Here is a 20,231-nt window from a genome sequence, read left to right on the forward strand (position 1 = left end):
GAGTTTGAGATAGAATGAAGGTATGCGTATGAAGAAAAAAGGTAAATCGTCACTGTTTGATGGTTGGGATTGCGCTCCTAATATTGTGACGTATGCTCGTATTGTTCTTTCAATATTGTTCATTGGATTGTACTTGTATGCAGGTCCTTTGGGTGAAAAATCTGTTGGTGTGCGTTGGGCTGCGTTTGTAGTTTTTGTTGTTGCAGCAGCAACAGATAAGCTTGATGGATGGATGGCTCGTAAATACCATCAGGTTACTGAACTTGGCAAATTACTTGATCCTATTGCAGACAAGCTTCTTATGCTTGGTGCTTTGATTATTGCCGCTGTTTTTGAAGAGATTACTTGGTGGATTTCACTTCTGTTCGTTTTGCGAGAAGTTGCTATTACTATTATTCGCTTCTACGTTGTTCACAAAAACGGTAAGGTAATTGCGGCATCTTCTGCAGGAAAGTATAAGACTTTGACTCAGGCTATTGCTTTAGGCATGATTATTTTGCCGGTTTTGATTATTTGCATAAGAAGTGCAGATGCTGAATTGCCAAACTGGGTTGTTTCCTACTACGCAGTTGCCTACGGTTTGCTCGGTATTTCTTTGGGACTTGCATTGTATTCTGCAGCTATTTACGTGTATGAAGCTTTCTTTAAAAAGAATACTGCACGTTCTAAAGTTTCGTCTACTAATTCTGATTCAGAACAGTTAGAAGATAAGCCGGCTTCTCCTCGTAGGATTGTTACTACAAATCATAGTGAGTGAAATAATAGCCAGTATTTTAAGAATAGTGAGTAATTCTTGTGAATATGCCATCCACTAAGGCCGCTTGTTTGTTAAATAAGTGTGCAAACTGTGGGTGGCATATTGCTTTAGCGGAGTCTTTAACTGGAGGATTGCTTGCGGATGCTTTTGTGAGCATTCCAGGCGCTTCTAAAGTGCTATTAGGTTCTGCTGTAACGTATGATATTCATGCTAAAGCGAAGTTGCTTGGCGTGGATTTTGAGTTATTAAAAAGCGAAGGTGCTGTCCATCCGCAAGTAGCAATGCAGATGGCAAGTGGAACTGCAAAAATTTATCGCGGCAGTGGCTGGCAGTACGAGTCGGAAAAGAAAATTCCACTTGAATTGCAGGAAGAATCGTTCCCTGTAATAGGCTTATCTACTACGGGAGTTGCAGGACCTGGACCAGATGGATCTAAACCAGCAGGTTTAGTGTATGTAGGAATGTATGTTCCTAAAGTTTTAGTAGATACTTTTAATCGTAACGATTTTGTTAAATCTGTATCTAATATTCCTTGCGTTAAAAATGTGTATTTAGATTACAAGAGTGGAGCGTTGTGTTCTGCTTTTGAACTGCGATTTAATGGGAGTCGTAGTCAAGTTAGAGTTTCTACAGTTAATACGATTATTACGATTGCATATACTGCAATTGTGGAATTGAATGAATCAAAAAATATTAGTGCAAATTTGTCTGAATAATCAGGGGCTGTTTTGAAAGAGCGTGAATTTTGGGAACTTCTTGAGGAAGTTTTCGGTAGGGAATTTGGTCGCAGTATTGCGCGCGATCAGGGATTGCAGAAGCTCGATGGTATGAACGTGTATGAAGCTTTAGAAGCTGGCGTGGAACCTCGAGTTGTTTGGAATGTTTTATGTGATCATATGAGTATTCCGGATAGTAAACGGTGGGGTAAAGATCATAATGCTCCGCCGATGCCAGCGCGCTGAACTACACACAACACACCATCGAACAAATGTTCGCACGTGGTGTATACTGATAATTGCTGGGCTTCTGCAGCGTGTAATATCGCGGAATACCAAGGTTTTTAGACCCTGTATCCACAATGCTATAAAACGCTTGCATGGGCATCTTGTATCAGATTAATGTCATGTGATACATAACGGCATGCGAAAGGAGTAGCAACATGGTGCAAGCCAAATCTAAAGTGGCAGTGGATCGACTTATTGATGCCGATAAAACAGATCCACGCCGTCAAGCTGCGTTGGAAACAGCGTTAGCTAATGTTGAGCGTCAGTATGGTAAAGGTTCTGCAATGCGATTGGGTGATAGACCAATGCAAGATGTAGAAGTAATTCCTACTGGTTCGCTAGCTCTTGATATGGCACTTGGTATTGGGGGCGTACCTCGTGGTCGTATTGTTGAAGTGTATGGTCCTGAATCTTCTGGTAAAACAACATTGGCATTGCATATTGTGGCCAATGCTCAACGAAAAGGTGGCGTTGCTGCGTTTATTGATGCAGAGCACGCACTAGATCCTGTTTACGCGCGCAAATTGGGCGTGGACACTGATTCTCTTATTGTTTCGCAACCAGATAATGGTGAGCAGGCGCTAGAAATTGCAGATATGCTTATTCGTTCTGGCGCATTAGATGTTATTGTTGTTGATTCTGTTGCAGCTTTAGTTCCAAAAGCAGAAATTGACGGAGATATGGGAGACAGTCACGTTGGTTTGCAAGCTCGTTTAATGAGTCAGGCATTACGCAAGATGACAGGTGCTCTTTCTCAAGCTGGAACAACAGCAATTTTTATTAATCAGCTTCGTGAAAAAATTGGAGTATTCTTCGGAAATCCAGAAACTACTACTGGCGGAAAAGCTTTGAAATTCTATGCGTCGGTTCGTATGGATATTCGAAGGGTTTCTACTATTAAAAATGGTGAAGAAGCAGTTGGTAACAGAACTAAAGTGAAGATTGTTAAGAATAAAATGGCTCCGCCTTTTAAAACTGCTGAGTTTGATGTTTTGTATGGTGAAGGTATCTCTACTGAAGGTTCAGTTATTGATATGGGTTTGCAGGCTGATGTTATTAAAAAATCTGGATCTTGGTTTACTTACGAAGGCGAACAACTCGGTCAGGGTCGTGAGAACGTTCGTAAGTTCCTGAAGGATAATCCTGCTATCACTGAAGAAATTAGTGAGAAAGTAAAAGCCGCATTAGGTCTTATGCATAGTGAAGATCAGTTTGCTGAAGACGAAAACCATGATGATGTTGAAGTTGAAAGCAAAAATGATGTTTCAGAGCCAGAAGAGTAGTAGGAAAATAAAACATTAGTTATTTGATTAATAGCAGAAGCGAAAAAATCATGGTAATTAGTGTCGAGAATTTTCTTCGTAATCATCCAGTAGCGCATACTGGAGAAGATAACGAAAGTAATAGTGCAACGCTACATACTTGCGAAGAATTGTCGAATAAGTCAGTACTTTTAAGCGCAGAAAATAATACAAAAAACATGCCGTATGTAAAAAGCGCTAAAGTAAATGATTTAAGCGATGAGATTTGCAATAGTAGTGAAGATGATTGCAGGGAAGCAGCTTTAAGGCTTTTAGATTATGCTCCTCGTTCTGTTATGGACATGCGAAAGAGGCTTAGTGAAAAAGGTTACACGGAAGTTGCTATTGATGCGGTTATTAATCGTTTGCTTGAATTGCATCTTCTTGATGACAATCAGTATGCTCAAATGGTGATTCGCTCCTGCGCAGCGAGGCTTCTTGGTGCTAGAGCTACTCGAATGGAATTGCAGCGTAAAAATGTTGATCCTGCTGCTATTTCACAAAACGTAGCTTCTGCTCAAAACTCTGGAGTATTCACTGAAGCAGCTTGGGAGCTTGGCCGCAAAACTGCTCAGCGTACAAAAAATCTTGAGCCTTTAGTTAGAAGACGAAGATTTTTTGCAGCAGCTGCCAGAAAAGGCCATGATTTAAACGTTATTAACGAAGTGTATGCAGCTTTATTTGAGAGTAATAACGAATAATAGTAAAAGAGGCTGGCTTATAGAAAGTAAACCAGCCTCTTTCACTTAAAAACTTATGGCTTATGATTATCTTGCGAAATTATGCGCTTGAGTTAACACATATTCAGGCATATCTTCAACATTAATAACATCATTAAAACGTGGAGATTTATTCTCAAGATTTCTAAGCATGCTTGGAGCTTTTGTGCCTGTTGCTTTACTAAGAGCATCCATGCATTGGAAATCATCCATATTATTCACGTCAATATTCAAAGCTTCATTTACCACACGAGGGAATTTATATGGGCTTGCAGTGCTTAAAAGCACTCGTGGCACATTGCCATCGTGAGGCATATGTTGCATAACAAAATATCCACAAGCCGTATGAGGATCAATCACGTACTTATGCTCATTCCAGCAATCGTAAATAGCAGAACGGATCTGATCTTCGTTAGCCCAGCCGCAGCCAAAAAGCGCACGTATTTTAGCAAGAACGTTTTCCGGAATCTCAAAAGCGCCCCACTGAGCCAAATCGTTCATAAGCATTTGGATTAAACGCGTATCCTTATCGCACATGTAATAAAGCATGCGTTCCAAATTAGAGGAAACCAAAATATCCATAGAAGGAGCCACAGTATGATAGAACGGGCGCTGACGGTTATAAGTTCCACTTACCAAAAAATCAAACAAAACATTGTTACTATTGCTTGCAACAATAAGATGCTTCACAGGAAGACCAAGCATTTTTGCATAATATCCAGCAAGAATATCACCAAAATTGCCTGTAGGAACACAAAACTCAACTTCGTCACCAAGCTGTATGTTTCCAGAATCTACAAGCTGCTTATAAGCTGCAAAATAGTACACAACTTGCGGTACGAGCCTACCAATATTAATAGAATTTGCGGAAGATAACGAAGTGTGAGAAGAATTACGTAAATCATCATTAAGATCAGTTTTAGTAAAAATCTTCTTAACGCCAGTTTGAGCATCATCAAAATTGCCGCGAACTGCACAAACTCGCACATTGCTGCCATTTTGTGTAGTCATCTGCAACTCTTGAACGCGACTTACTTTACCTTCTGGGTAGAAAGTAATCATAGAAGTACCAGGAACGTCAGCGAAACCTTCTAAAGCAGCTTTACCAGTATCTCCAGAAGTAGCAGTGAGAATCATAACGTTCTCATTGTTGTTTTCTAATTTATTCTCCTGAGTGCGAGACATAAACTGTGGCAAAATTTGCAAAGCAACGTCTTTAAACGCGCAAGTCGGTCCGTGGAAAAGTTCCAGAACAAAATCCTTAGTATTCCCAAGCTGCTTAAGAGGAGTGATAGAAGAATCAGACCATTGAGATCCGTAAGCATTTTTTACGCAATCGTTAAGTTCGTCGGAAGTAAAATCTGGAAGTAGTATGCCTAAAATGTCGCGCGCAATGTCTTGATAAGATTTTCCAGGAAGATTTGCTAGATCATATCGCTTATCTCCCAAAGTATCAGTTACAAATAATCCGCCATCTTCAGCAATACCCTTACGGATTGCTTGTTTTGCACTAAATGAGTGCGCGTTTGAACGAGTGCTGTGAAAAACAGCATTATTCAAAGATTCCATGAATTCCTCCGCTTATTGTATTGCTGTACGCGCATACTTATGCGTATTCTTTAAAAGAATAAGCTTTACGTACTAATGTTACCTGATGAGCTGGGCGAACTTTAGTGTGCTAATCTTTTATCAACGGTAAATCGCGAGTAAAGCAAGCTCTTCGGCTATGAACAAGGGGACAATTCGAAATGGGCACTCAAATGGATACTAGAAAAGTAGAATCCTCACAATCCTCACAATCCTCACAATCCTCACAATCCGCAGAATTAAATATTGATGCAGTTGTTTGTAAAAGAGCCGATTTAGCTCGCGTTGCACAACGAGTTTTTGCGCATGCTGATACGCAAAAAAAGAATAAAATGCTTGAAAAAATAGCGGACACTTTAGAAGCAGAAGCTGAAAATATTGCAAAAGCTAATAAAAAAGATATTCAGGAAGCACAAAATAATGGAATGGACGCTGGAAAGTTAGATAGGCTTAAATTTGATGAAGAGCGAATCAAAGCTTCAGCAAAAAGTGTTAGAAAAATTGCTCAATTGCAAGATCCTGTAGGTCAAGTAGTTCGTGGGTACACTCTTCCTAATGGAATTAAACTTTCGCAAGTTCGAGTACCAATGGGTGTTATGGGAATGATTTACGAAGCTAGACCGAACGTAACTATTGATGTAGCAGCTTTGTGTATTAAATCAGGAAATGCTGCGATTTTACGCGGCGGAAGTGCTGCTGAAAATACTAATAAAGCAAGTATTAATGCTATACAGGCTGCTCTTAGTGAGGAGAATTTTAATCCAGAATTAATACAGTCAGTTGACGATTTAGGAAGAGCCGGCGCTACAGCAATGATGCATGCACACGGTCATATTGACGTTCTTGTTCCTCGTGGAAGTGCAAATCTTATTGCTGCAGTTGTTAAGGAATCAACTGTTCCTGTTATAGAAACTGGCGCAGGTAACGTACACATTTATGTTGATAAAAGTGCGGATATTACAAAAGCAATTCCGATTGTTATTAACGCAAAAACGCAGCGAGTAGGCGTGTGCAACGCTGCAGAAAAGTTGCTAGTGCATAGAGATGTTGCGCAAGAATTTTTACCGAAAATCGCTGCTGCTTTAGCTGAACATAACGTAATTTTACACGCAGACGATAAATCTTACGAAATTTTACAAGCTGCTAATATTCAAGGATTACAACTTGAGCACGCAACTGACGAAGATTGGAAACGCGAGTATTTGTCGCTAAATATGGGAATAAAAGTAGTAGAAAATGTGGATGATGCTGCAAATCATATAGCAAAATATTCCACTGGTCACACGGAAACGATTATTGCTGAAGATTACTCAACAATTCAGCATTTTATATCAAACGTAGATTCTGCTGTGGTGATGGTAAATGCTTCAACACGTTTTACAGATGGTGGAGAATTTGGTTTTGGAGCCGAGCTTGGTATTTCCACGCAGAAACTTCACGCAAGAGGTCCAATGGGTTTGCAAGAAATGACTACAACAAAGTGGATTGGTTACGGTGAAGGCCAAATACGCTCTTAATGCTGGTTTTAATAGTCACATGGCGGTAAGGTAAGAATATGTCTCAGAATGATGTGAATGTGTCAGATAAAACTGCGAACATTTCGAAAGCTACTAACCAAGCAGAAACTATGACTGCGCTTGAAGTTCTTAACGTTGCAGCAGAGCGACTTTCGATTGTGCGATACGTGTTCTTAGTTCAAATAGAAGATGGTATTGCTTCAGCTTCTCAGCGCTCATCTTTGGAATACGCTGACGCAGTGTTAATGGGATGGCCTGATGGAGACGAAAATGATGTGATTCTGCCAGCTGACGAACAGTTGGAGAAAGTTCGTAGCTATGTAGAGAAAATGGAAGAGTATATAGCATCATTTTCTGATCTTGAGCGTGCTGCTGAAGTAGACGATATGGCGAATATGCTTGTAAAAATAACAGAGTGCGTTGCAGAAATAAGAAGTACTTATCAATCTGATTTCCCTCTTCCTACTTTCGCTGAAATTAGGCGAGTTGTTCAAGACGAATGGGATGAGGAAATAGGTAATATTAATCCAGATAGTGCAAATGATGCTGTAAGTTTAGTTGATGAAACTCAGGCAGAAGATAAGGCTGAAAGTGATGCATCCTGAGCAAAAATCAAGTATGCAAAAAAATGCAGAAGAACGCAGAATGTCTGATTTATTTCAAGGATCTTTAAGCGGTAAAGAAGCTGCTCCTCCTGCTGTAGCAACAGTAAAGCGCAAACGTACTTCTGCACGAGGAAATGTGCATGAAAAGCAACGCATTGGGATTATGGGTGGCACTTTTGATCCTATTCATAATGGTCACTTGGTAGCAGCTTCGGAAGTTGCTTGGGTATACGATTTGGACGAAGTTATTTTCGTGCCAACAGGTAGGCCAGTTTTTAAGCTTGATAAAAAAGTTACTAATGCTGAAGACCGTTATCTTATGACGGTTATTGCTACAGCATCTAATCCGAAATTTACTGTTTCTAGAGTAGATATCGACCGCCCGGGAGTAACTTACACTATTGATACTTTGAAAGATATTCACTCACAGCATCCGGATGCTGAACTTTTCTTCATTACAGGTGCTGACGCTGTTGCAGAAATTATGCAGTGGAAGAATGCGCGAGAAATGTGGAATTTAGCGCGTTTTGTGGCAGTAACTCGTCCGGGCTACTCTAGGCCAGAAAAATTAGCTGAATCAAATTCGTCTATTATTACTCGAGAGCCGCATTTGAACGAAAATTCGGTTGCTAACTTAGATGACATTGCTAATTGTGATGAACAGCATTTGCCTGTAGATATTTTAGAAATACCAGCGTTGGCTATATCTTCTACAGATGTTCGTCATCGTGCAGAACGTGGCGAGCCTGTTTGGTATTTAGTTCCAGATGGAGTAGTTCAGTACATTGTTAAGCACGGTTTGTATCGCGCGTAATTATTGATTTTTTCGGCTTGTCGCCGCAAGTCTGCGCAAATAGCTAGTATTGAAAACGTTCATTTCGCGAATTATAAGCGAATTAGCGTTTGGAGATATGGTGAACATCGTCCTTGAAGGAAAGCCAGATAAAAACCTTGTTCTCGTCACTGGTCGTACTCATCCGAAACTTGCTCGTGATGTAGCAGATCAGCTCGGTATCGAAGTGCTTGAAACAACCGCATACGATTTTGCTAACGGTGAAATGTATGTGCGCTACACACAGTCGGTACGTGGTACAGATGTTTTTGTGCTACAAAGCCACAGTGACCCTGTCAACAAGTCCATTATGGAACAGTTGATTATGATTGACGCTTTGAAGCGCGCATCTGCTCGTTCAATTACAGCGGTATGCCCGCTTTTAGGTTATTCTCGTCAAGATAAAAAGCATCGTGGTCGCGAGCCTATTTCTTGCCGTTTGATGTTTGATCTACTAAAAACTGCTGGTGCAGACCGTATTATGAGCGTTGACTTGCATGCTGCACAGTCGCAAGGCTTTTTTGACGGTCCAGTTGATCACTTAATTGCTATGCCAGTTTTGGTTGATTATGTGCGCGATCGTTTTAGTGACGATCTTGCAAACGTAACTGTTGTCTCTCCGGATGCTGGTCGTATTCGAGTGGCAGAACAGTGGGCGCAGCGTTTAGGCGGCGGTCCTTTGGCTTTTGTGCACAAGACTCGCGATATTACTTGCCCTAATAAAGCTGTTTCTAACCGCGTAGTTGGTGACGTTGCTGGACGCGACTGTGTGATGGTCGATGATTTGATTGACACTGCAGGAACTATTGCTGGAGCTTGCAATGTGTTAAAAGAGGCTGGAGCTAAGTCTGTTACGGTAGTTGCAACTCACGGTGTGCTTTCAGGGCCTGCAGTTGAACGCTTAAAGTCTTGCGGCGCTCGCGAAGTGGTTTTGACTGATACTGTGCCAATTCCAGAAGAAAAGCGTTGGGATGGTTTGACTGTTCTTTCTATTGCTCCACTTTTGGCAAGTGCTATTAAAGCTGTGTTTGAAGACGGTTCAGTTGCAAAGCTTTTCGACACTTATCCGGAACATCACGGTCAAGGCTTCCTATTTGCGTAAACGCTGATTTTGCTTTGATTAGTTGGTTTCGCGGGGTGAAAATTGCTTAGTTGAGCAGATTTGCGCCACGCCAAATTTGACGAAGTCAGCTGATGTGGCATAATAGTGACTTGGCGGTTTTTTCCGCCGTTCCCTCATGGTGTAATGGCAGCACACGGGTCTTTGGAACCCTTTGTCTTGGTTCGAATCCAGGTGAGGGAGCTTAATGTGGCGCTACTTGTTTTAAGTAGCGCCTTTTTGCGTTTTGAAGGGCGATAAGACGTAATAGAATGAAAAATAGTAAAAAAGTAGTTAATACAACATATGTAAGGAGCGCATGCGTGAAAGAGCATAATGTGGCCGCGGCAATTATTTTGGCAGCAGGTGATGGGACGCGCATGCGTTCTACAACTCCTAAAGTATTGCACCTATTCGCTGGAAAAACTTTCCTAAATCGTGTTATAGACGCAATGTATGGCGTAAATCCTAATAAGCTTGCTGTAGTTGTTCATGCTCAAGCTGAGCGTGTAAGCGAAGCGGCATTAAGCTATAACAGCAGCGTTCTAATCGTAAATCAAGACGATAAGCCTGGAACAGGTCGCGCAATTCAGTGTGCTATGAAAGATCTTAATGAGATTGCAAAAAACGAGACGGAAGAATCCATTAAAGGTGCAGTGCTGATTTCCGCAAGCGATATGCCTCTTTTAAACACTGAGACTTTGCAATCTCTTGTTGAATTTCACAATAATCATGGGAATGTTGCAACAGTTCTTACTACAGTGTTGGATGACGCTACAGGCTACGGACGTATAGTTCGTGAAGCAAACGGTGACGTTCTTCGCATAGTGGAGCATAAAGATGCAAACGCTGGAGAGCTTGAAATTCACGAAGTAAATACTTCTGTTTACGTATTTGATGCGCAAGTACTTTCAGATGCTATTGCAAATATCAATTCTCAAAATGCGCAAGGAGAATTCTATTTAACTGATGCTCTAGAACATGCTAGAAAGTTTGGTCATGTTGGAGCAATGTCTGCTTCTGATTCGCTAGTGGTTGAGGGTGTAAATTCGAGGGTTCAACTGTCTGCTCTTGCGAAAGCTTATAACAAGCGAATTTGCGAACGTTGGATGCTTGAAGGCGTGACAATTCTGGATCCTGATACTACTTGGATTGAAGATAGCGTTACACTCGCGCAAGATGTTACTGTTCTTCCAGGCTGCTTCCTTCAAGGACATACTGTGGTTGCAAGTGGGGCTGTAGTTGGTCCTTATACGACTCTTATTGATGCGCAAATTGATGAGGATGCTGTTGTTGAGCGTTCGAGAGTGCAAGAATCGCATATTTGTAGAGCCGCAAATATTGGACCATGGACTTATTTGCGTGCTGGAAACACTCTTGGCGAGGAAAGTAAGGCTGGCGCTTTTGTAGAAATGAAGAAAGCGCATATTGGTAACGGTACTAAAGTGCCTCATTTAAGCTATATTGGCGATGCTGATTTGGGTGAACACACTAATATCGGCGGTGGCACGATTACTGCAAACTACGATGGCGTGCATAAGAATCATACTACGATTGGTTCTGGTGCTCACGTTGGTGCTGGAAATCTGTTTGTGGCTCCAGTTACTGTGGGAGATGATGTTACTACCGGTGCTGGTTCGGTGGTGCGTCACGACGTTCCATCTGATTCTATGGTGTATTCGGAGAATACTCAGCATGTAGTCGAAGGCTGGAAGCCGGCTTGGGAACGCTAATTTAAACATTTATTTTGTTTATTTTATTTGTTTTGTTTATTTGTGAAATTAAGGAGTACTAACGTTATGGCTGCTTTAGAAAGTTCGATTAGTGCAATTCGTATCGCTGCTGCTGCAGCAGACAGGCTTAAGGCTACTGATGAGCAGGCTTTTGATGTTAGCAATTTGCTTGGTATTACTGATGCAATGTTGATTGTTTCTGCTTCTAATGAGCGTCAGGTATTGGCTGTTGCGGAAGAAATTGAAAAAGATTTGTTCTTGAAAGACAACAAGCGCAAGGCTTTATCTCGTGAGGGCTTGGAATTAGCACAGTGGATTTTGCTTGATTTTGGTGATTTTGTTGTTCATGTTATGCACGAGGAAGCGCGCGCATTCTATCGTTTGGAACGCTTGTGGAATGATTGCCCGGCAATAGATTTGCAACTGCCAGATCATGCTAGCGGAACTGAAGATGCTAGCGAAACTGAAGATTCTAGCAAAACTGAATAACAAGAAGAAAGTACGGTACAAACCATGGTTGATTTCGTAGAAAATGTTGCGAGTAACGTAAATAATTCCATTAATAGTGCGCACGAAGGAATTGCTCGTTCTGTTATGCTTATTCGCCACGGTCAAACTCCGTATAATGCGCAGTTTCGTCTTCAAGGCATGATTGATATTGCTTTGGATGAATCTGGAATGGATCAGGTTACTCGCTCTGGAAAAGCTTTGCGCGTGCTTTTTGGTGCTTCTGATTTAGAAGATCCAAAGGATCCTAATAGCGAAGAGCATGTGCGCATTACGCCGGAAGAAGCGGACGCGAGTTTTGTGGCGATTGTTTCTCCACTTATTCGCGCTCAACAGACTGCTCACGCTTTTGCAGATAAGATTGGCCTTCATGTGCATATTGAAAATGGTGTGCGCGAGCGCTTCTTTGGCGAGTGGGAAGGTTTGAACCGCAAACAGATTAGCGAAAAATGGCCGGAAGATTTTAACGCTTGGGTAAAAGGCGAGGGTGGCGAGCTTCGTCATGGTGCTGAAGCTAAGCAGGAAGTAGGAGAGCGCGCTGCTGCAGCAGTTGAGGATTGGACGCGCAAAACCGGTTCCGACCGCGATTTGCTAGTATTTTCGCACGGCTCTTGTCTTTCGCAAACTGTTCATAAACTGCTTGGATTAGATAAAGTAGATCCTTCTTACAAGACGATTGGCGGCATGGGAAATGGTCGCTGGGCGCGCTTAATTCCAAGTCTTAACGCGGATGGTTCAATTCGTTGGCGTTTGGATGCTTACGATCAAGGTCCTGCAGCTGACCCTACAAGCCAGCGTCTTATTCGCATTTGGGGTGCTGCGTAAGTTTTACTCCCGTACGCTCCTTTCTAAGCATTTGCGATTGGTGATAGTGTAGATTTCTTGGTGTTTTAGACAAAAAGTGATGCAAAATTGTTTATTTCACCAAGTGGTTTGGTGAAATGAACAGAATGTGGGCTGGAATTGTCGAAAACATATAATCATTTGGTGAAATCGACAAAATATGGTCTTTGGTTGTTTATTTCACCAAATCGTTTGGTGTTTTAGACAAAAAGTGATGCGAAATTGTTTATTTCACCAAATCGTTTGGTGTTTTAGACAAAAAGTGATGCGAAATTGTTTATTTCACCAAATCATATGCGATATAACTAGTTAGCGTTTTGATTTTCTTGCGTTTTGTGATTTACCGCTTAATTACCGAAAACTACCGTTTAGCGATTTTGTAAAGACAGACTATTTACAGTGCCGTATAGTCAAAATTACAAAACAAAAGATAACGGTAGCGTACGGAAGGAGGACTGATGAAAGTAACGATTGCTATTGTTCCGCCAGAAGAGGAACAGTCCGCGCAGTTGTCAGTTCACAATATTGACGATAATCTTAAACGAATTATCGCTCAATTGCAAAGCGTTGATTCTAAGTCTGCAAAAGCAAGTAACGCTGAAAATAATACTGAGAATGCGGCAAATAGCAACAATAATTCATTCATATACGGTTATATTAACGATTCGATTATTGTTATGCACGAGCCAGATGTGATTATGATTTGCGTGGAAAATTCGCGCGTAATTATTCACGGTGATAAAGGCGAGTGCGTTTCTTACAAGCGCCTAATGGATTTTGACAATCCGCAATTCGCGTCGTTTGTGCGCATATCTAAATCCGCAATCGTGAACTTGAATCGAATTGTTCGAGTCGATCCGGGATTCGGCGGAAGTATGAGCGTAAAAATGGACGATGGAAGCGTTGAGTGGATTAGTCGCAGATGCTTAGCTGGGTTCAAAAAGCGCTTAGGAATGTAGTTTTAAGCGTAGTTAAATATAAAACTATCAAAATTTTAATACTAATTATTTATTACTAGATTTTAATACTTAAAAAGGAAACGATTATTATGGAAAAGCAAGTTACAACTTTAGGCAAAACAATGGCAAAAAACATTGTTAAAGGCATTGGCATAGGATGCACTATTTTTACTGCAATCAGTTTTGTGTCTAGCCTGTTAGCGCATAGCGCGGTTGGAAACAGAATCGCATCTTATGCTGTAGCAACGTTTGTTATAGGCATCAGCTATGGAGTGTTCGCTATTTTTTGGTCGAATGAGCGTATGTCAAATCTCGCAAAGTTCGTTTTTGCGCTAGTTCCGCCAATTGCTATTCAATTTATTGTATCGGTGATTGTTGGGTGGATTTCATTCAAAGATGAGCCATCTGTGATTTGCGGATGGATTGTATTCACTGTTATTTTCCCGATTGCGATTGCTGCAATAATTTATTACTTCGAGAAGAAGAAAGCGGAAGAAATGAATGTTAGGTTGCAAGCATTGCGTAAAGAAAACAAGTAGATTAGTGAAAATTAAATAAGCAAGTAAAGAATTGAGTGGTGTTCATCTTCGCCTTTGAGGACGAACGCCACTCGATATTGTATGCCGCTTGCTTGAAACGTAGTAATTCGGCGTTTTGCAGCAAGCTATAAATTAATCAGCTATAAATTAATCTTTTGCAATAGTTTTGCCGGCAGTGGCTCCAGAAGTTAAATCCTGAATCTCAGTGATCTCCATAACCGGAACTGCAGCTGGCTTCTTCGTGCCTTTTTCTTCAGCTACGCGAACCTGCTCTTCGTAAATCGCGTCATCAGTGTGAAGAGTTACGGTTCCGCGGAAGCGATAGCCCTTCTTTTCTGCCAAATTTGCAACTGCTACAACCAGCTGGCTGCCGTCTTGCAAGTTCTTGTAATGCTGGCCGGCAGTGCGCTCATGGTAGGCGAGATGATTGTCGTCAAGCACGAACATAGACATTTTTGGTCCAAGATCAAGCTCGCCATCCTTGCTCACTGTTGCAATCCAAGCCAAATTATTCGCAATAAATTCCTTCATATCTGCGCTAAGAGTTGCCATAATATTTCCTTTCTTATACGTTCCTGCGCATTTTAACAGGCGCGCAAAATATACAAGTACACGTCTAGCATAGCTTCTTTATGTTTTATTTGGTTAGATTATCGCTTAAATATATGGAAAATATAGGTTAATTTGATGCGATTTTTAATAAAATATCGAAATCTGAAATATATAAGGTAAAAGCATCACTAATTAGTTATTTATATCGTTAATATAGGAAATTTTCCAGAGGAACGCCGAAGGGTTGTACTTTTACTAAATTTATAGCTATTCTATTAATTTTATAAGGCAAACTTGTTGTCTTAAAGAAAATTTTAAAGCTAATAACATAACTTGTTACGCATAAAGCGAGGTGAGTGACATGAGTACGTTGAATACAACAGTTCAAACAAATGGTACAAGTCGGATTAATTTACATGTTGCTCGATTTATGCTGATTGTTTGCACTGCTATTTGGGGTGGAAGCTATCTTTCAGTTAAGTACTGCTTGGATTATTTTCAAGTTCAGTGGCTTATAGGAATAAGAACAATTGGTGCTTGCCTAATTATCGGAGTGCTTTTCTTCGATGTTATTCGTAAAAGTTTTAATAAAACTTTCGTTCTTGCTTCCTTGCTTACTGGAGTTACATACTACGGTCTTATGGTTCTTCAAACTGCTGGCTTGCAATCAGTAGAACCGGGTCGCAGCGCGTTTTTAACAGCAGCTTACTGCGTAATTACTCCTTTTTCAGCTTGGCTAATTTTCCGCAAAAAACCTACTTTAATTAGTCTTATTGCAGCAGTTACATGCATTGCTGGTGTAGGATTTGTGGCTCTTAAACCTGGTATGCTTACACTTTCGCTTTCGAATGGGGATCTTTTAACTCTTGCCTGCGCTTGCTCGTTCGCTTTTAATTTAACTTTCCTTTCGTATTACACAAGAACTATTAATCCTGTTGCATTATCGTTTGGGCAATTTGTTGTTGCTGGAATACTTTTCATTACTGGCGCTGCTTTTACTGAGCCGTTGCCAAATATTTCTAGCGTTGAGCATCTTAGTGTTTTTGCAAACTTGTTCTACTTGACCGTTATTGTTACCGTCCTTGCGCAAGTAATGCAAAATTGCAGTCTGTCTGTACTTTCTCCTTCTAGTGCCTCTGTGATTATGTGTGCGGAAAGCTTATTTACACTGCTATTCTCTGTTATTCTTTGCAATGAGCAGGTTTCACAAATGGCTCTTATTGGTTTTGTACTAATTTTTACTGCTATTGTTGTTGCCAGTCTTGGTGAAAGAAGCGACAATGTCAGTAAGTCTAAGTCAAAATCTATTGATGTAAAGAAAGTTGCAGCTTCTGCCTGAATTTAATTTAGTTTTGTCCTGATTTTTATGCTGAGAATGCTGTGAAATGACGAGAATAGAAAAAATAAAGCTACTTTACTTTGTAATATTTCGTTTTCGACACGCCGGCATTTGGCTATAACGAAGATTTGTTGTATTCTATCAAAGGTTCGTTTGAACGGCATAAATAAAAACGGGGCTATGGCGCAGCTGGTAGCGCATCTCCATGGCATGGAGGGGGTCGGGGGTTCGAATCCCCCTAGCTCCACAAATTTTAAACGTCACTTCTTATGAAGTGGCGTTTTTTTTGTTATTATTTTTCGATTTTTATGCGCCACGCCGTATTTTTTACAGTTTGTCTGCAAGTCGTACTAATAATGAACAACATCGACCAGAGGTCGCGCTCGACAAGAGTAGTAAGCATGAGCTTGGGAAAGCGTTGATTGTTTACAAAAGGGGAGAGCGCCGAAGTTTACTGCTTAATCCCAAAAGTAGTGAGCTGGGACTTGGCTTAATATACCAAGGACTGTCGCAGTGATTTGGCATTCGCTGCGGAGAGCTATCGACACGCTTGCTTTTGCTTGCTTGTTTTGCCTCTGATTGTTATGAAAGGAGGAAAAATGAGTAGTTCATTATCATCTACTGCTGCACAGAATACTCAGCAGAATACTCAACAAAATAACGATGTTCACCGCGCTTTAAAAACGCGACATATTTCCATGATTGCTTTAGGTGGCAGCATTGGTACCGGCCTGTTTGTTGCTAGTGGTGCAACAATTCATATGGCTGGCCCTGGTGGCGCTTTGTTCGCCTACGCTGCAATTGGCATTATGGTTTACTTCCTTATGACTTCCCTTGGCGAAATGGCCACTTTTATGCCTATTAGTGGATCATTTGCATCGTATTCTGGACGTTTTATTGATCCTGCACTTGGTTTTGCAATGGGTTGGAACTATTGGTTTAATTGGGCTATTACGGTTGCAGTGGACGTTAGTACCGCGGCAATAGTTCTGCAATACTGGTTCCCAACAGTGCCAGTATGGATTTTCTCACTGTCGGTTCTTATGCTTATTTTGCTGATTAACGTTCTTACAGTTAAGTGCTTCGGTGAAACTGAGTATTGGCTTTCTATTGTAAAAGTGCTTGCAGTAATTGTATTCCTTGTTATCGGTTCACTTACGATTGTTGGCATTATTGGCGGTAAAGCTACGTTCTTGCAAAACTTTACGCATAAGGATGCTCCATTTGCAGGTGGTGTTCCTGCAGTGTTGTGTGCGTTCGCTATTGCTGGCTTCTCGTTCCAAGGAACTGAGCTTATTGGTATTACTGCAGGCGAGTCTGCAACTCCAGAAAAGAGTATTCCGAAGGCTGTTAAGCAAGTATTCTGGCGTATTCTTCTTTTCTACATTCTTGCTATTTTCGTTATTGCTTGCATTATCCCTTACACCAGTCCAAATCTTCTTGGATCTGAAGCAACTGATATTGCTATTAGCCCGTTCACACTTGTATTCCAGCGTGCTGGTCTTGCAGCTGCTGCAGCAGTTATGAATGCCGTGATTTTGACTTCTGTTATTTCTGCAGCAAATTCTGGTATGTACGCTTCAACGAGAATGCTTTATGCGCTCGCAAAGGATGGTAACGCTCCAAAAGTATTTGGCAAGGTAAGTCTTCGTGGTATTCCTGTTCCTGCGTTGATTGCAACATTTGTGGTTGCGTTGCTTACTTTCTTTATGAGTATTTTTGGCGATCAAATATACATGTTCCTGGTTGCTGCAAGTGGTTTGACTGGTTTTATTGCTTGGGCTGGTATTGCTGCAGCTCACTACCGCTTCCGCAAGGCATATGTGGCTCAAGGCCATTCTTTGGACGATTTAGTTTATCGTGCAAAGTGGTATCCTTTCGGACCTATTGTGGCGTTCCTTTTGTGCGTTCTGGTTATTGTTGGTCAGGATTTGCATTCATTTGCAATTCTTAACTGGCAGGCTATTGGTATTACTTACATGTCTGTGCCGCTATTCTTGATTCTGTACGTTGGTTACAAGATTAAGAATCATACTAAGGTTATTCCGCTTGAAGAAGTTGATTTAGCTGGTATTAGAGCTGCTAATCGAGTAAATGCTGAATAATTAATAATATTTATATATGTAAAAAAGCTCCCTGCGAAATAATTCGCTGGGAGCTTTTATCTATTCTCTTTATGAGTTTTTAGTTTTCAGATCATGCCTTTGCATGTGGCCTTGGTTCCGTTGGTTTTTGATCTGGATTCGTACCCGGATCCGTATTTGTATGTTTGTTAGGATCCTTAGTTTTGTTAGGATCCTGTGTGATTAATGGAGTTGGATGTGGTGTATCACCAGGCTTCTCACCCTTCTTGTCGTCCGGCTTATTCTTATTGTCTTTTTGTGGTTGTGCTGGAGTTGGGGCTGGAGCTGGCTTTGGTGCTGGAGTTGGAGCTGGAACCGGAGCTGGGGTAGGAGCTGGAACCGGAGCTGGCTTTGGAGCTGGCTTTGGAGCTGGAGCAGGCTTTGGCCTTGGTTTAGGATTTCGCTTTACGTTCTTCTTAGGAGCGTTGTTAATTATAGAATTAGTTGCTTTTTGCACTTCTTGCTGAACTTTAGCATCTTTTTGTGCTTCGGCTTGTTTTGCTGCGTCAGCATTATTAGTTTCCTCAGTATTTGGTTGATTTTGAGGTGAGATCAAAGATAATGTGAGTTCACGTAAACGCTTTGCTTTTGCTGCGTACCATTCTCCTGCGGCAAGTGCTTGTGCGCCCTTAGACCCAAGTTCCTCAGGGGAGTTTGCGTTGCACGACACCTTTTCAGGCTCTTTTTCTTCAAGAAGTTTCTTTAACTCTACTGCATCAGGTTCGCTTGAATTGGCAAGTGACTGAACGTAGGAATTAGATTTCAGTGCATCCCACATTTTGCTGGATTTCATAATCTGTGAAACTTTAATCTCACACTGTCTTCTAGCAGCTTTTGTGCGATCTTGTTGCTTAATATACCAAAATACGCCTATTCCGCTTAATACTAATGCAAGTACAACAATACCTGTAATCAAAATTATTAATTGCTTTTTGTTGTTGCCTTTATTATTAGTGATTGCAGATTCTTCTTCTGCCATATTTTTCCCCTGTTCGTCAGTGATGGTTCAAGGTTTAATGGATATTTCTATGTTACGACAAACTTATCATGTTTTCTAACTTAGACGATGAAAATATTTTATAACAAAAAACCACCGCACAAAGGCGGTGGTTGTTGGCTCCTGCGGCTGGGCTTGAACCAGCGACCATTCGATTAACAGTCGAACGCTCTGCCAACTGAGCTACGCAGGAATATTCATTTTTGTGTTCAGCTTTGTGCTGTGCACAAGACATTTATATTACACGCATTTTCGCGATATGCAAATTTCTAGCTTTTGGGCGTGTCGTATTTTGATATTTTTGTTGATTTTCTAGCGTTTATTAAGCCTGTATCCACAATCTAAATTTTTTCTATTAATAAAAATTCGTAAATGAGAAACTGTATACAAAACTGTTTTACTTAAAAATTTAGTAAGAAAGATTTCTAATTTTTGGAAAACAGAAGTAAAAAAGTGAGTTTTTATAAATAAGGGGAATTATGTTGATTATAAAAAATCATGCAGTTTTCGCGTGTGCTGCAGTCGCGTTGTTATCTTTTGCCGTGATGGTGGAATCAGTTGCATTTTTTATAGATGATAGTCGATCCTGTGAGTATAAACTTTCAGAAAGTGCTGCTTATAGTTTTCAACAAAAGCATTTATCTTACAATTCTTGTGATTCTGTGCCAATTACGTATAAAAAATACGAAAAATCAGCTTCTTTTTACACGCTTACTTCTGCGACTTCTCTAGTTTTGCCGGCAATATCTTTCGATAATCCTTCTGCAGAAAGTTGCAATTCGCAAATGCAGTGGCCTGTAAAAAGAGTGAAAGTAGTTAAAGAATTTAATCCTCCTCCAAAACCGTGGATGGCAGGCCATCGTGGAGTAGATTTATCTGCATCTCAAGGCACTTTGCTTTATGCACCGGCGGATGGAGTAATAAGTTTTTCTGGCTTTGTAGCTGGTAAATCTGTTGTAAGTATTCGTCATGGAAAATTAACTTCAACATTTGAGCCTGCAATAACTGACTTGACTGTAGGAACTGCAGTTAGAAGAGGTCAGCTTTTTGGAAGAGTAGAAGGAGGTTCGGATCATTGTGGAGAAACTTGTGTTCAATGGGGTCTTAAAAGCGGTAAGAAAAGTTATGTTAATCCACAAGCTGTAACTAAAAAAAGACGTATTGTTTTTAAACCAATAGATTAAAGCGACTTGCAGAAATACTAGTGTCAGTAGCTAA

20 protein-coding genes, 3 tRNA genes and 1 riboswitch are annotated in these 20,231 nt (G+C 40.8%); of the genes, 19 read left to right on the top strand and 4 right to left on the bottom strand.

Annotated elements, in window-relative coordinates:
* Positions 1 to 28: 28 nt before the first annotated feature.
* From pgsA to ACNEUN_RS04605, 5 genes are all read left to right on the top strand, one after another.
* Positions 29 to 757, top strand: a complete 729-nt coding sequence (gene pgsA / locus ACNEUN_RS04585) for a CDP-diacylglycerol--glycerol-3-phosphate 3-phosphatidyltransferase (protein WP_463631148.1) — start codon at positions 29 to 31, stop codon at positions 755 to 757.
* A 44-nt stretch (positions 758 to 801) separates the two neighbouring features.
* On the top strand, positions 802 to 1,473 hold the full coding sequence (locus ACNEUN_RS04590) for a CinA family protein (RefSeq protein ID WP_463631149.1): 672 nt from the start codon (positions 802 to 804) through the stop codon (positions 1,471 to 1,473).
* Positions 1,474 to 1,485: 12 nt separating this feature from the next.
* Positions 1,486 to 1,719, top strand: a complete 234-nt coding sequence (locus tag ACNEUN_RS04595; RefSeq protein WP_463631151.1) for a DUF3046 domain-containing protein — start codon at positions 1,486 to 1,488, stop codon at positions 1,717 to 1,719.
* A 197-nt stretch (positions 1,720 to 1,916) separates the two neighbouring features.
* Positions 1,917 to 3,044 carry a recombinase RecA gene (gene recA, locus ACNEUN_RS04600; protein WP_427877228.1) on the top strand — a complete coding sequence of 376 codons (1,128 nt, stop codon included), beginning with the start codon at positions 1,917 to 1,919 and terminating at the stop codon, positions 3,042 to 3,044.
* A gap of 50 nt (positions 3,045 to 3,094) precedes the next feature.
* Positions 3,095 to 3,763, top strand: coding sequence for a regulatory protein RecX (locus ACNEUN_RS04605; protein WP_427877226.1), 669 nt, complete (start codon positions 3,095 to 3,097; stop codon positions 3,761 to 3,763).
* Positions 3,764 to 3,829: 66 nt separating this feature from the next.
* Here ACNEUN_RS04605 and thrC read toward each other — a convergent pair whose 3' ends face one another.
* Positions 3,830 to 5,350 (bottom strand): threonine synthase, encoded by a 1,521-nt coding sequence (thrC, locus tag ACNEUN_RS04610; protein ID WP_463631153.1) that lies wholly within the window; start codon positions 5,348 to 5,350, stop codon positions 3,830 to 3,832.
* 179 nt (positions 5,351 to 5,529) lie between these two features.
* Between thrC and ACNEUN_RS04615 the strand changes: the two genes are divergently transcribed.
* The 10 genes from ACNEUN_RS04615 (at position 5,530) to ACNEUN_RS04660 (ending at position 14,002) form a co-directional block, all read left to right on the top strand.
* Positions 5,530 to 6,885: a glutamate-5-semialdehyde dehydrogenase gene (locus tag ACNEUN_RS04615; protein ID WP_463631155.1), complete on the top strand. Its 1,356-nt coding sequence runs from the start codon at positions 5,530 to 5,532 to the stop codon at positions 6,883 to 6,885.
* 110 nt (positions 6,886 to 6,995) lie between these two features.
* Positions 6,996 to 7,490 carry a phosphoribosylglycinamide synthetase gene (locus ACNEUN_RS04620; RefSeq protein ID WP_427877572.1) on the top strand — a complete coding sequence of 165 codons (495 nt, stop codon included), beginning with the start codon at positions 6,996 to 6,998 and terminating at the stop codon, positions 7,488 to 7,490.
* Entirely contained in the window at positions 7,480 to 8,304 is an 825-nt protein-coding gene (nadD, locus tag ACNEUN_RS04625) for a nicotinate-nucleotide adenylyltransferase (protein ID WP_463631283.1), read from the top strand. The genes ACNEUN_RS04620 and nadD overlap by 11 nt, the downstream gene beginning before the upstream one ends.
* Before the next feature lie 97 nt (positions 8,305 to 8,401).
* Complete coding sequence (locus ACNEUN_RS04630) at positions 8,402 to 9,424, top strand: ribose-phosphate diphosphokinase (protein ID WP_427877568.1); 1,023 nt, start codon at positions 8,402 to 8,404, stop codon at positions 9,422 to 9,424.
* Between the two features lie 130 nt (positions 9,425 to 9,554).
* Positions 9,555 to 9,625, top strand: a tRNA-Gln gene (locus ACNEUN_RS04635).
* Positions 9,626 to 9,693: 68 nt separating this feature from the next.
* Positions 9,694 to 11,154 carry a bifunctional UDP-N-acetylglucosamine diphosphorylase/glucosamine-1-phosphate N-acetyltransferase GlmU gene (glmU, locus tag ACNEUN_RS04640; protein ID WP_463631156.1) on the top strand — a complete coding sequence of 487 codons (1,461 nt, stop codon included), beginning with the start codon at positions 9,694 to 9,696 and terminating at the stop codon, positions 11,152 to 11,154.
* 66 nt (positions 11,155 to 11,220) lie between these two features.
* Complete coding sequence (gene rsfS / locus ACNEUN_RS04645) at positions 11,221 to 11,643, top strand: ribosome silencing factor (protein ID WP_463631158.1); 423 nt, start codon at positions 11,221 to 11,223, stop codon at positions 11,641 to 11,643.
* 24 nt (positions 11,644 to 11,667) lie between these two features.
* Positions 11,668 to 12,486 carry a histidine phosphatase family protein gene (locus ACNEUN_RS04650; protein ID WP_463631160.1) on the top strand — a complete coding sequence of 273 codons (819 nt, stop codon included), beginning with the start codon at positions 11,668 to 11,670 and terminating at the stop codon, positions 12,484 to 12,486.
* Between the two features lie 476 nt (positions 12,487 to 12,962).
* The gene (locus tag ACNEUN_RS04655) at positions 12,963 to 13,463 is read left to right on the top strand and encodes a LytTR family DNA-binding domain-containing protein (protein WP_463631162.1); all 501 of its coding nucleotides are present in this window, start codon (positions 12,963 to 12,965) and stop codon (positions 13,461 to 13,463) included.
* Between the two features lie 89 nt (positions 13,464 to 13,552).
* The gene (locus ACNEUN_RS04660; RefSeq protein ID WP_463631163.1) at positions 13,553 to 14,002 is read left to right on the top strand and encodes a DUF3021 family protein; all 450 of its coding nucleotides are present in this window, start codon (positions 13,553 to 13,555) and stop codon (positions 14,000 to 14,002) included.
* Between the two features lie 147 nt (positions 14,003 to 14,149).
* Here the strand turns inward: ACNEUN_RS04660 and ACNEUN_RS04665 are convergent, their stop codons facing one another.
* A complete protein-coding gene (locus ACNEUN_RS04665; RefSeq protein ID WP_004106472.1) occupies positions 14,150 to 14,554 on the bottom strand; it encodes a pyridoxamine 5'-phosphate oxidase family protein in 405 nt (134 codons plus the stop codon).
* A 361-nt stretch (positions 14,555 to 14,915) separates the two neighbouring features.
* Here ACNEUN_RS04665 and ACNEUN_RS04670 point away from each other — a divergent pair, with 361 nt between their 5' ends.
* The 3 genes from ACNEUN_RS04670 (at position 14,916) to ACNEUN_RS04680 (ending at position 17,998) form a co-directional block, all read left to right on the top strand.
* Positions 14,916 to 15,893, top strand: a complete 978-nt coding sequence (locus ACNEUN_RS04670; protein WP_463631165.1) for a DMT family transporter — start codon at positions 14,916 to 14,918, stop codon at positions 15,891 to 15,893.
* Between the two features lie 174 nt (positions 15,894 to 16,067).
* Positions 16,068 to 16,140 (top strand) — tRNA-Ala (locus tag ACNEUN_RS04675).
* 115 nt (positions 16,141 to 16,255) lie between these two features.
* Positions 16,256 to 16,442: riboswitch (Lysine riboswitch) on the top strand.
* A gap of 149 nt (positions 16,443 to 16,591) precedes the next feature.
* Complete coding sequence (locus tag ACNEUN_RS04680; protein WP_427877566.1) at positions 16,592 to 17,998, top strand: amino acid permease; 1,407 nt, start codon at positions 16,592 to 16,594, stop codon at positions 17,996 to 17,998.
* A 91-nt stretch (positions 17,999 to 18,089) separates the two neighbouring features.
* Here ACNEUN_RS04680 and ACNEUN_RS04685 read toward each other — a convergent pair whose 3' ends face one another.
* Positions 18,090 to 18,995 carry an ATPase gene (locus ACNEUN_RS04685; protein ID WP_463631166.1) on the bottom strand — a complete coding sequence of 302 codons (906 nt, stop codon included), beginning with the start codon at positions 18,993 to 18,995 and terminating at the stop codon, positions 18,090 to 18,092.
* Between the two features lie 135 nt (positions 18,996 to 19,130).
* Positions 19,131 to 19,206, bottom strand: a tRNA-Asn gene (locus ACNEUN_RS04690).
* A gap of 286 nt (positions 19,207 to 19,492) precedes the next feature.
* Here ACNEUN_RS04690 and ACNEUN_RS04695 point away from each other — a divergent pair.
* Positions 19,493 to 20,197, top strand: a complete 705-nt coding sequence (locus tag ACNEUN_RS04695; RefSeq protein ID WP_463631167.1) for a M23 family metallopeptidase — start codon at positions 19,493 to 19,495, stop codon at positions 20,195 to 20,197.
* The last annotated feature ends 34 nt before the right edge of the window (positions 20,198 to 20,231 follow it).

It is taken from the genome of Gardnerella sp. C0684A1 (genome assembly GCF_055326835.1).